10 protein-coding genes and 1 pseudogene are annotated in these 11,487 nt (G+C 71.1%); 8 read left to right on the top strand and 3 right to left on the bottom strand.

Going from position 1 to position 11,487, the window contains the following annotated elements; all coding sequences use genetic code 11:
- Window positions 1–775: hypothetical protein (locus C1I93_RS22910; RefSeq protein ID WP_258378330.1), on the top strand; the 775-nt coding region annotated here is incomplete at its 5' end.
- Window positions 776–878: 103 nt separating this feature from the next.
- On the opposite strand, the gene C1I93_RS22905 is transcribed toward C1I93_RS22910, so the two are convergent.
- A complete protein-coding gene (locus tag C1I93_RS22905; protein ID WP_111245359.1) occupies window positions 879–1,577 on the bottom strand; it encodes a lysophospholipid acyltransferase family protein in 699 nt (232 codons plus the stop codon).
- 167 nt (window positions 1,578–1,744) lie between these two features.
- On the bottom strand, window positions 1,745–4,924 hold the full coding sequence (ileS, locus tag C1I93_RS22900; protein WP_111245358.1) for an isoleucine--tRNA ligase: 3,180 nt from the start codon (window positions 4,922–4,924) through the stop codon (window positions 1,745–1,747).
- A gap of 314 nt (window positions 4,925–5,238) precedes the next feature.
- Between ileS and C1I93_RS22890 the strand changes: the two genes are divergently transcribed.
- The 6 genes from C1I93_RS22890 (at window position 5,239) to sigJ (ending at window position 10,447) form a co-directional block, all read left to right on the top strand.
- Window positions 5,239–6,255 (top strand): ArsR/SmtB family transcription factor, encoded by a 1,017-nt coding sequence (locus tag C1I93_RS22890; RefSeq protein ID WP_181445291.1) that lies wholly within the window; start codon window positions 5,239–5,241, stop codon window positions 6,253–6,255.
- A 59-nt stretch (window positions 6,256–6,314) separates the two neighbouring features.
- Window positions 6,315–7,322, top strand: a complete 1,008-nt coding sequence (locus C1I93_RS22885) for an ABC transporter ATP-binding protein (RefSeq protein ID WP_111245356.1) — start codon at window positions 6,315–6,317, stop codon at window positions 7,320–7,322.
- A complete protein-coding gene (locus tag C1I93_RS22880) occupies window positions 7,319–8,092 on the top strand; it encodes an ABC transporter permease (RefSeq protein WP_223256321.1) in 774 nt (257 codons plus the stop codon). Before C1I93_RS22885 ends, C1I93_RS22880 begins: the two co-directional genes overlap by 4 nt.
- Before the next feature lie 9 nt (window positions 8,093–8,101).
- Window positions 8,102–8,890, top strand: a complete 789-nt coding sequence (locus tag C1I93_RS22875) for an ABC transporter permease (protein WP_111245355.1) — start codon at window positions 8,102–8,104, stop codon at window positions 8,888–8,890.
- Between the two features lie 214 nt (window positions 8,891–9,104).
- Window positions 9,105–9,545, top strand: a complete 441-nt coding sequence (locus tag C1I93_RS22870) for a carboxymuconolactone decarboxylase family protein (RefSeq protein ID WP_111245361.1) — start codon at window positions 9,105–9,107, stop codon at window positions 9,543–9,545.
- Window positions 9,542–10,447 carry an RNA polymerase sigma factor SigJ gene (gene sigJ, locus C1I93_RS22865; RefSeq protein WP_223256320.1) on the top strand — a complete coding sequence of 302 codons (906 nt, stop codon included), beginning with the start codon at window positions 9,542–9,544 and terminating at the stop codon, window positions 10,445–10,447. Before C1I93_RS22870 ends, sigJ begins: the two co-directional genes overlap by 4 nt.
- 12 nt (window positions 10,448–10,459) lie before the next feature.
- Here sigJ and ndk read toward each other — a convergent pair whose 3' ends face one another.
- Window positions 10,460–10,885 (bottom strand): nucleoside-diphosphate kinase, encoded by a 426-nt coding sequence (gene ndk / locus C1I93_RS22860; RefSeq protein ID WP_111245354.1) that lies wholly within the window; start codon window positions 10,883–10,885, stop codon window positions 10,460–10,462.
- A 143-nt stretch (window positions 10,886–11,028) separates the two neighbouring features.
- Between ndk and C1I93_RS22855 the strand changes: the two are divergent.
- A pseudogene (locus tag C1I93_RS22855) lies at window positions 11,029–11,487 on the top strand (glyoxalase/bleomycin resistance/dioxygenase family protein); the annotation flags it as partial.

Raw genomic sequence — 11,487 nt, 5'->3', positions numbered from 1 at the left:
CCACCACACCCCGCCGGCCCACCAGGCCTCGCCGGTGCACCGTCCGCCGGTCCAGCACGGGCCGCCACCGGCACCCCCGGGCCCGCCGGTCGGTCGCCCGGCGGCACCGGCCGGGCCACCGCCACCACCACCGGTGCGCAGCTGGCGTGGCGGGAAGAAGGCCCGGCCGGTCGCGCCGCCGCCCGGCCGGCAGGCACCCGCCGGGTACGTCCCGGTTCCGGTCCGCAAGCGACGCCGCTGGCCCTGGGTGCTGCTGCTCACCCTCGCTTGCTGCTGCGGCTGCCCGGCCTACTACGGCATGCCGATGGCCAGCCAGTATCCGGCCGCCGCCAGCCTGCCGCAGCAGGTGGCTGACCTGCGGCTGCGGGAGGATCCGCGCAACGCGCAGGCCGCACAGCAGTTGGAGACGCAGACGCGGGCGGCACACTGGCTCGCCGAGGACACCTTCGCCGGCATCTACACCACGAACACCGGCAAGCGAGTCACCGTCTTCGGCGGCACCGGCTTCCGGTTCGCCCCGTCGTCGGACGCCGACGGCGAGATCGAACGACTCACCGAGCAGTACGCCCTCAGCGACGTGCAGGTGGTGGAGAGCGGCGTACGAGGCAGGCACGAACGCTGCGCCGTGGGTCGATCCGAGGGCACCGGCGTGGTGGTCTGCACCTCCGTCGACCACGGCAGCATCACCACCGGAGTCTTCACCGACCTGTCGGTGGACGACAGCGCCCGACTGCTCGCCACCTTGCGCGAGCAGATCGTCACCAAGAAGAGCTGACCGCCGCTACCTACCGACGGCCGGCTCGGGCGGCTACGTTCCGACGGCCGGCTCGGGCGGCTACGTTCCGACGGCCGGCTCGGGCGGGAGGCCCTGAGCGGCGTCAGCCGGCGGTCGGTTCGTCGGCGACCGGCGGCTGACCGCGGGCCGGAGCGTACCGGGGGACATACTCCTGGCCGGTGAGCTTCTGGATCTCGGCCATCAGCTCGTCGGTCATCGCCCGCAGGGACGTCCGGTCGTTGGGCCGCCCGGTGAAGTCCAACGGTTTGCCGAACCGGACGGTGATCTTGCCGGTGAACGGCCTCGGCACCCGGGCACCGATCGGCTGGATCTTGTCGGTGCCGATCATGCCGACCGGGATGACCGGCACACCCGCGGCGAGGGCGAGCCGGGCGGTGCCGGTCCGCCCACGGTAGAGCCGCCCGTCGGGAGAGCGGGTGCCCTCGGGATAGACGGCGACCAGGTCACCGCCCTGCAACGCGGGGATCGCCGCGTCGAACGCGGACAGTGCCGCCCGCCCGCCGGCCCGCTCGACCGGAATGGCGCCGAGCCCGTTCAGCACGTACCGCTGGAACGCGCCCTTGACCCCGGTGCCCTTGTAGTAGTCCGACTTCGCCCAGAAGGCCAGGTGCCGGGGTACGACCGTGCCGAGGAACAACTCGTCGGCCACCGACAGATGGTTGCCGGCGAAGATCGCGCCCCCGGTCTGCGGGACGTGCTCCAGTCCCTCCACGGTCGGTCGGAACGCCAGCCGCAGCGTGGGCGCCACGGTGAACTTGCCGATGGTGTAGAGCAGCGGCACTGGTCCTCCGGCGGTGGGTGATGTGCGCAGTCGGGCGCTGACACCGTAGCGGACCCGCGCACGTCGTCACACGCGAGGTAGGGCGGGCCCGCTTACTGGCTGACGTCGGTGTTAGCAGGGGGCCCCTTTACTACCTGAGGCGTTAACAAGGGCCCCCTCCTTTCACCTCATGCGCGGTGGACGGTGACCGTCACCTGTTCGCCGTCACCGACCTCGCCGGCGAAGCCGTCGAGGTGGTCGGCGAAGTCGACCCGGTCGGCCAGCACCTCCCGGGCCACGAAGTCGAGGTACGCCGACACCGCGTCGCGCACCTGCCCGGTGGCGGCGACGGTCAGCACGATCCGGTCGGAGACGTCCAGGTCGGCGTCACGACGGGCCTGCTGCACCACCCGGACCACGTCCCGGGCCAGCCCCTCGGCGGCCAGTTCGGGGGTGACCTCGGTGTCCAGCACCACCACGCCCTCACCGCCGGGCAGCGGCGCGGAGTGCTCGGCGTCGGCCGCGACCAGGCGCAACTCGTACTCGCCCTCGGCGAGGGTGACGCCAGCGGCGACCGGGGCGCTGTCGACCAGTTCCCACTCCCCCGCCTTGACCGCCTTGATCACCTGCTGGACCTGCTTGCCGACCCGGGGCCCGAGCGCCCTGGGCACCACGGTCAACACCTGCTGGCAGTACGCCGACACCTCGTCGGTGAAGACGACGTCCTTGACGTTGACCTCGTCGGCGACCAGGTCGGCGAAGGGCCGCAGTTGACCGGCCACCGGGCTGGCCACGGTCAGCTTCGACAGCGGCAGCCGCACCCGCAGCCCCTTGGCCTTGCGCAGCGACAGCGTGGCCGAGGCGACCGCGCGCACGTTGTCCATCGCGGCCACCAGGTCGTGGTCGGCCGGGAACTGCTCGGCCGACGGCCAGTCGGTCAGGTGCACCGACCGCTCGCCGGTCAACCCACGCCAGATCTCCTCGGCGGTCAGCGGCACCAGCGGCGCCACCACCCGGCAGAGCGTCTCCAGCACCGTCCACAGCGTGTCGAACGCGTCGGCGTCCCCGGTCCAGAAGCGGTCCCGGGAGCGGCGCACGTACCAGTTGGTGAGCGCGTCCAGGTAGGACCGGACGGTCGCGCAGGCACCGGAGATGTCGTACGCGTCCATCTGCGCGCCGACCGTCGTCACCAACTCGTTCGTCTTGGCCAGCACGTACCGGTCGAGCAGGTGGGTGGAATCGGTACGACGACGCGCCGTGTAGGAGTCGGCGTTGGCGTAGAGCGAGAAGAAGTACCACACGTTCCACAGCGGCAGCAGCACCTGCCGCACGGCGTCCCGGATGGCCGACTCGGTGACCGGCATGTCGCCGCCGCGCAGCACCGGCGAGGACATCAGCATCCAGCGCATCGCGTCCGAGCCGTACGAGTCGAAGACGTGGTACACGTCCGGGTAGTTGCGCAGGCTCTTGGACATCTTGCGCCCGTCGGAGCCGAGCAGGATGCCGTGGCTGAGGCAGTTGCGGAACGCCGGCCGGTCGAACAGCGCGGTGGCCAGCACGTGCATGGTGTAGAACCAGCCCCGGGTCTGCCCGATGTACTCGACGATGAAGTCGCCCGGGTAGTGGTTCTCGAACCAGTCGGCGTTCTCGAACGGGTAGTGCACCTGGGCGAACGGCATCGAGCCGGACTCGAACCAGCAGTCCAGCACCTCCGGCACCCGGCGCATCATCGACTTCCCGGTCGGGTCGTCCGGGTTGGGCCGGACCAGCTCGTCCACCACCGGCCGGTGGAGATCAGTAAGCCGTCCACCGCTGAGCACGCCGCTTCGGGTCGCAAGCTCCCCGAAGTCCCGCTCGATCTCCGCCAACGACCCGTACACGTCGATCCGGGGGTAGTTCGGATCGTCGGAGCGCCACACCGGGATCGGTGAGCCCCAGAACCGGTTCCGGCTGATCGACCAGTCCCGGGCGTTGGCCAGCCACTTGCCGAACGAGCCGTCCTTGATGTGCCCCGGCGTCCAGTTGATCTGCTGGTTCAGCTCGACCATCCGGTCCTTGAACTTCGTCACCGCGACGAACCACGAGGACACCGCCTTGTAGACCAGCGGAGTGTCGCAGCGCCAGCAGTGCGGGTACGCGTGGGTGTAGGTGTCCTGCTTGAACACCACCCCCCGCTCCTTCAGCTCCCGGATCACCGGCTTGTTGACGTCGAAGACCTGCTCGCCCTGGTACGGCGGGACCAGCGCGGTGAACCGGGTGTGGTCGTCCACGGTGACGATGGTCGGGATGCCGGCCGCGTTGCAGACGTTCTGGTCGTCCTCGCCGAAGGCCGGGGCCAGGTGCACGATCCCGGTGCCGTCCTCGGTGGTGACGAACTCCGCGCCGAGCACCTGGTAGGCGTGCTCACCGGCCTGCTCCACCAGGAAGTCGAAGAGCGGCGTGTACCGGCGCCCCACCAGGTCCGCACCGCGCACCGTGCCGACCTGCTCGTACCCCTCCAGCTCCTTGGCGTACGCGGCCAGCCGCGCCGCGCCCACGACGTACCGCGAGCCGTCGCGTTCCAGCACCGCGTACTCGATGTCGGGACCGACGGCGAGCGCCAGGTTCGACGGCAGGGTCCACGGCGTGGTGGTCCAGACACCCAGCTTGACCGGTCCGCGCAGCAGCTCCGGTGCGGACTCGTCCGGGGTCAGCCCGAACCACACCGACAGCGTCGGGTCGTGCCGGTCCCGGTAGACGTCATCCATCCGGGTCTCGGTGTTCGACAGCGGCGTCTCGCACCGCCAGCAGTACGCCAGCACCCGGAAGCCCTCGTAGACCAGGCCCTTGTCGTGCAGGGTCTTGAAGGCCCACATGACCGATTCCATGTAGTCCAGGTCGAGGGTCTTGTAGTCGTTGGCGAAGTCGACCCAGCGGGCCTGCCGGGTGACGTACCGCTCCCAGTCGTGGGTGAACTCCAGCACCGAGGTGCGGCACGCCTCGTTGAACCGGGCCACACCCAGGTCGAGGATCTCCGCCTTGCTGGTGATGCCGAGCTGCTTCTCGGCGACCACCTCGGCGGGTAGCCCGTGGCAGTCCCAACCGAAGCGCCGCTCCACCCGCCGGCCGCGCATGGTCTGATACCGCGGCACCACGTCCTTGACGTACCCGGTGAACAGGTGACCGTAGTGCGGCAGCCCGTTGGCGAACGGCGGCCCGTCGTAGAAGACGTACTCGTTGTTGCCGTTCTTGCCTGGGTCACGGGCGTCCACGGACGCTTCGAAGGTCTTGTCGGCCGTCCAGTGCTCCAGCACCCGGCGCTCGACCGCGGGCAGGTCCGGGCTCGCCGGGACGCCGGCGGCAGTCGGGTCGTGCAACGGATAGGCCATCGGGGTCGCTCTCCTCGCTGACACTCACTGTGGTGTGGGTCTGCGAGGACGAGCCCGTTCCGGTACGCCGTCACCGACGCCCCGGGCCAAGCCCGCGGTACCACCCCGCTTGACGGCCAGGATCGACCGCCCGCTCATTGGGCCGGCTGTAACGGGCCGGACCCGCCCGGTTCTACTGAGCTGGTCACCCAGCCGTTCTTCCGGAAGCTCCCCGGTGATAGCCGGATCATCGCCTGTTCGGTGGTCAAGGTTACCCGACTCCGGCCGGAACTCGCCGCCGAGTAACGGCCACCTGATCCCACTAGGCTCGCACCGTGATCCGAATCGAGATCGACGAACCGACCCTGGCTCGTACCCGGATCGCCACCAGCCCGATCTGGGAGGTGTTGACGAGCCTCGCCCTGCTGCACCGGAACCCGACCGAGGCACCCTGGCCCTACACCAGTTGGGCCCGGCAGGCCCGACAGGTGCTCGCCGACGTCCCGGCCACCGCCCCAGCCCGGATACTGATCACCCCTGACGGCTGGAGTCCGGATTTCCTGACCCCGGTCCCGTCGACACCGGCCGCCAGCCTGGCCGAGGAGTTGGCGGTGGTGCGGGCCACCCCGCCGGAGGTGATCACCGCACAGCTCGCCCGCTACTACCGCAACGGCGAACTGCCCGCCTGGCTACGCCCGTTCGTGACCGACCGGCAGGCCGCCCTGGACCGGTACGCCGACGGCGTGCAGGCGTACTGGGATGCGGCGATCGCGCCGTGGTGGCCGGCGATGCAGACGGCGCTCGACGAGGAGGTGCTGTTCCGGGCCCGGGCGCTCGCCGCCCACGGCCCGGACGCGCTGCTGGCCGATCTGCATGACCGGGTGCGCTGGGAGCGTCCGGTCCTCACCCTGGTCAAGCCCCTGGAGCACCACTTCCAGGCGGTGAACAAGCGGCTGTTGCTGATCCCGCTGATCTTCTCCCGAGGTGCCCTGGCCTGCTCCACCGACCATCCGGAGATCGTCGCGGTCACCTATCAGGCCCGGGGCGCGGCGATGCTCGCCGACGGCCCGGCGCAGACGGCCGAGCCGACGGAGACCGACCGGTTGGCGACCCTGGTCGGTCGCGGCCGGGCCACGGTGCTGCGCGCACTGACCCGACCGGCCACCACCGCCGGGCTGGCCGCCACCCTGGGGCTCGCGCCGAGCACCGTCTCCGAGCACCTGGCCGCGCTGGTCGCCGCCGGCGTGGTGCACCGCCGCCGAGCGGGACGCCGCGTGCTGTACGGCCTGGAGCCGGCCGGCCTGGCACTGGTCACGTTGATCGGCGCCGACCCGGCGAACGCTTCCGCCTGAGGATTCGGCAAACGCCGAATTCGTTTTCCCGCCAAGCCGGCGTCCCTAGATTCGCGGCCATGAGCGAAATCGCGATCGAGGCAGCCGGGCTGCGCCGCACCTATCGCAGCCGAATCGGGTGGTTCCGACCGCAGCGCCGGGAGGTGGAGGCGGTCCGCGGCGTCGACCTGACGGTCGGCAACGGGGAGCTGTTCGGCCTGCTCGGTCCGAACGGCGCCGGCAAGACGACCACCATCAAGCTGTTGAACACGCTGCTCATCCCGACCGCCGGGACGGCCCGGATCTGCGGCTACGACGTGGTCCGCCAGACCCGGGAGGTACGCCGGCGGATCGGGTACGTCTTCGGTGGGGACCGGGGCCTCTACGACCGGCTCTCCGCCCGGGACAACCTGCGGTACTTCGCCGAGCTGTACGGCGTACCGGGTCGGGAGCAGAAGCGGCGGATCGCCGAGCTGCTGGAGCTGGTACGGCTTGACGGCCGGGAGCACGAGCGGGTCGAGGGCTATTCCCGGGGCATGCGGCAGCGGTTGCACATCGCCCGGGGCCTGCTGCACCGGCCGCGGGTGCTGTTCCTGGACGAGCCCTCGATCGGGGTCGATCCGGTGGCCGCACGGGAGTTGCGGCAGACCGTCGCCGACCTGGCCGCCGCCGGCACCACCGTGCTGCTGACCACGCATTACATGGCCGAGGCGGATGAGCTGTGCGACCGGATCGCGGTGATCGCCGGCGGTCTGATCCAGGCCCTCGGCACCCCGGCGGAGTTGCGCCACCACGCGGACGGCCGGCGGGTGCTCGAGGTCGAGGCGTACGGCGTGAACGACGCCCGGCTGTCAGCGATCCACACCCTGCCGGGGGTGCGGCAGGCGGGCCTGGAGGTGGTCGGGGCGGCGCAGGTGCTGACCGTGCAGTCCGACGCGGGCATCGACGTACAGGCCGACGTGCTGCGCGAGCTGGCCGGCGTACGGCTGGGCCGGGTGACCGCCCGACAACCGACGCTTGAGGACGCGTACGTGGCGATCGTCAACCGGGTGGAACAGCGGTCGGCGGCCGAGGCGGTGCCGGTGTGAGGACGCTCCGGTTGATCGCGGTCGGCGCGCTGCTGCACGCCAAGCACCAGAGCCGGTCATCGCTGGAGATCACCATCGCGCTGATCCTTCCGGTGGTGCAGGCCACCCTGGCGGTCCACCTGTTCCGGGCCGGTGCGGAACCGGACCGGCTGCTGGAAGCCGCGGTCGGAGCGGGGCTGATGGGGATCTGGTCGTCGGTGCTGTTCGGCTCCGGGGGCGCGATCCAGAACCAGCGCTGGCTTGGCATGCTGGAAATGATCATGCTGGCGCCTCGACCGCCCGCGCTGGTGATCCTGCCGATCACCCTGGCCACCGCGCTCACCGGCACCTACGCGATGGTCGCCACCCTGCTGTGGGGCCGGTTGCTCCACGGCATCCCGCTCACCTTCGCCGATCCGCTCGCGTTCGCCGTGGCGGTGCCCGGCTGCATCATCGGGCTGGGCATGTTCGGCCTGCTGCTCGCCTCGACGTTCGTACTGATGCGCAACGCCAACGCCCTGACCAACACCCTCGAGTATCCGATCTGGCTGGTTTCCGGGATGCTCGTGCCGATCACGGTGCTGCCCGGCTGGACCGGGCCGATCGCGGCGGTGCTGCCGACCACCTGGGGTGCGCGGGCGGTCCGCGAGGCGGCCACCGGCAGCGGTCCGGTATGGCCGTCGCTGGGCGTCTGCCTGGCCATCAGCCTCGGCTGCCTGGTGCTGGGCGCGCTGATGATGACCCACGTCGAACGGCGGGCCCGAGCCGCCGCCACGCTGGCGCTGGCCTGAGGAGGCACGATGATGGACCTGTTCCGCCTGGTCGGCACCGGCGGCGTGATCGCGTACCGGGCGTTGTTCAACTGGGCCACCCCAGCGATGTTCGTCGGCACGTTGCTGGTCGGGCCGCTGTTCCAGCTGCTCTTCTTCGCCTATCTGGGCCGGCAGCTCCAGGTCGCCGACGACAGGTTCTACATCGTCGGCAACGCGGTGCTGGCCGCGTCGCTGGCCTGCGTTTTCGGCGGCACGATGGCGGTGTCGAACGAGCGGCGCTTCGGCACCCTCGGGCACGTGCTGCTCTCCCCGCGCAGCCGCACGGCGGTGTTCCTCGGCCGGGTCCTGCCGTACGCCGGCAACGGGCTGCTGATCGCGGTGAGCACGCTTACCGCCGCCTCGCTTCTGCTCGGTCTGCGGATCCCGCTGTCGGCGCTGCCCGGCCTGCTGCTCATCCTGGCGGTGGCGGCGCTGTCCTGCGGATTCTTCGGCCTGGCCCTGGGCGCGGTGGGCCTGCGGCTGCGGGACGTCTGGTTGGTGTCCAACGTGGCGGTGGCCCTGCTGCTCCTGCTCACCGGCGTCAACGTGCCGGCCACCGACCTACCGACCGGGATGCGCGTGGCCGGCCAGCTCCTCCCGATCACCCATGCCGCCGAAGCCGCCCGTCGGCTGGCCGCCGGCGACTCCCTGGCCGTCGCCGCCATCCCGCTGGCCGCCGAAGCAGCAGTCGCCCTGGCCTACGCCCTGCTCGCCGCCACCCTCCTCAAACTCTTCGAAGCCGAATCCCGCCGCCACGCCTCCCTGGACACCCTCTGACCCCCCTGCTGATCATGAGGTTGTTGTCACCCAGCGCGGTGTGTCGTGACCACAACTTCATGGTCGACAAGGGATCGGGAGCCAGGGAGAGGGGAGGTGGCGGTCCAGAGGGCCGGTGCCGGAACGGGACATGACCGGCGTCACAGGCCGGAACCGTCACGCGGTGGTACCGCCCGACCGTCGTGTCGGCATCACACCGATCAGGGAGGTCGTCATGCAGCGGTTGAACATCGCCGAGGTGGCGCCGCAGGCGTTCCAGAGCGTCCTGGGGTTGGAGAAGTACGTCCGGGCCAACGTGGACCACACAGTGCTGGAGCTGGTGAAGTTGCGGGCGTCGGTGCTGAACGGGTGTGCGTACTGCGTCGACATGCACAGCCGGGAGGCGGCAGAAGCCGGAGAGTCACACCGTCGGTTGTTCGCGGTGGCCGCCTGGCGCGAGGCGCCCTTCTTCGACGAGCGGGAGCGGGCCGCGCTGGCGCTCACCGACGCGGTCACCCGGCTCGGTGAGCACGGGGTGCCCGACGACGTCTGGGCGGCGGCCGCGAAGGTCTGGCCGGAGAAGGCCCTCGCCGACCTGGTCCTAGCGATTGCCACAATCAACGTGTGGAACCGGATCGCGGTGACCTTCCGCACCGAACTGCCGTCGCAGGAGTGAGCCGGCCGGCGTCGGCCGGTGCGGTGAGCCGGGTCGACGCGGTGGAGGCGGCCGGTGCGCTCGACGCGCACCGGCCGATGCTGCTCGGCCTGGCCTACCGGTTGCTGGGCAGCCGGTACGACGCCGAGGACGTCCTCCAGGAGGCGTACCTGCGCTGGGTGCGCGTCGACCGGGCCGGGGTGGCCGAGCCCCGCCGCTACCTGTCCCGGGTGGTCACCCGGCTGGCCATGGACCGGCTCCGCGCCCGGCAGTCCGCCCGCGAGTCGTACGTCGGGCCGTGGCTGCCGGAGCCGGTGCCGACCATGCCGTCGCCGTTCGGCCCGCTGGAACGCGTCGAACTGCGCGACTCGCTCTCCACCGCGCTGCTGCACCTGCTGGAGCGGCTCACCCCGCCGGAGCGCGCGGTCTACGTGCTGCACACCGCCTTCGAGCTGCCGTACGCCGAGATCGCCGAACTGCTGGACCGCTCCGCCGAGGACTGTCGGCAGCTGCATCACCGGGCGACCGAGCGGATCGGCCGGGACCGGCGCCGGTTCACCGCCGACCGGGCGGAGCAGGAACGGCTGTTGCAGGCGTTCGTCACCGCCGTCGACGAGGGCGACCTGGCCGCCCTGACCGGGCTGATGGCCGCCGACGCGACCGGCTGGAGCGACGGCGGTGGCCGGGTCCGCTCCGCCCGCAACCCGGTGACCGGAGCGGACCGGGTCGCCCGGTTCATGATCGGCATCTGCCGCAAGGGCGGAGCGCTCACCGTGCGTCGTACGGAACTCAACGGCCAGCCAGGCGTCATGGTGTCCACCGCGGCCGGCGCCCGGTACGCGCTGACCCTCGGCATCGCCGCCGGTCGGATCACCGACGTGTTCCTGGTGACCAACCCGGACAAGATTCCCTGGACGGCCTAGCGGTCCGGCGTGTCAGCCCAGGTCGGGGAACCAGAGGGCGATCTCGCGCTTGGCGCTGTCGGGCGAGTCGGAGGCGTGCACCAGGTTCTCCCGGTTGGAGAGGGAGAGATCACCACGGATCGTGCCGGCGGCGGCCTTCCGCCCGTCGGTGGCCCCGATCAGGCCGCGCACCACGTCGATCACCTGGTCGCCGGAGAGCACCAGCGCGACCAGCGGACCGCCGGTCATGAAGTCCTTGAGCGGCGGGTAGAAGGCCTTGTCGACGTGCTCGGCGTAGTGCTCGTCGGCCAGCGCGGCGTCCATCGTCCGGGACACCATGGCGTCGATCCGCAGCCCCTTGCGCTCGAAACGGGAGATGATCTCGCCGACCAGCCCACGGCGGACCGCGTCGGGCTTGATCAGTACGAGCGTACGCTCGTCCGGGCTGCTGATGGACACGCTGGGTTCCTCCTCAGAGCGGAAGCCGGTCGGGCTCGGTACGGTCAGCCTAGCGACCCGGTCCCGGCGCCGGCGCGCTGGCCGGTTCTTCCCCCGGCCCGCGATCCGGCCTAGCCTGGCCCTGACCACCCGGGAGGTCCACTGTGGCGAACGGCGGTAACCCACCCATCGCACCGGTACGCAAACTGATCGCTGCGGTCGTCGGCACCGTGGCTGCCTTCGTGATCCTTTTCGGCCTGGGCATGCAGAGCTGGGCCATCGTGGCGCTCGGCGTCGCCTTCCTGGCGTTGGCGATCGCGCTGGGCACGGTGCGCGGCGGCGGGCGCACCTGGGTGGTCGGCGCCGGACACGTGCACAGCGCCTCCGAGCCGCCCACGCAGTACGCCTTCGGCCGCTGCGAACTCCAGCTGGTGATCGACGCTCCTGGGCTGCCGCCCCGCTCCAAGAAGATCATCGAGCCGCGGGTGCCGGTGTCCAAGTGGCCGGCGCTCGGCCAGACACTGCCGATCCGGGTGGCCCTGGACGACCCACGGCACGTCAGAGTGCTCTGGGACGAGGTGCCCACCCACGCCGAGGCCGGCCTCGCCGACCTGCCCCCGGAG

The organism is Micromonospora endophytica (assembly GCF_003236305.1).
Lineage (GTDB): Bacteria > Actinomycetota > Actinomycetes > Mycobacteriales > Micromonosporaceae > Micromonospora > Micromonospora endophytica.
This window is presented reverse-complemented; position numbering and strand designations above follow the sequence as displayed.

Excerpts from the sequence above, each read along its gene's own strand:
- ileS (WP_111245358.1), bottom strand. The coding sequence starts at position 4,924 with ATGGCCTATCCGTTGCACGACCCGACTGCCGCCGGCGTCCCGGCGAGC.
- C1I93_RS22870 (WP_111245361.1), top strand. The coding sequence starts at position 9,105 with ATGCAGCGGTTGAACATCGCCGAGGTGGCGCCGCAGGCGTTCCAGAGC.
- C1I93_RS22875 (WP_111245355.1), top strand. The coding sequence starts at position 8,102 with ATGATGGACCTGTTCCGCCTGGTCGGCACCGGCGGCGTGATCGCGTAC.
- C1I93_RS22885 (WP_111245356.1), top strand. The coding sequence starts at position 6,315 with ATGAGCGAAATCGCGATCGAGGCAGCCGGGCTGCGCCGCACCTATCGC.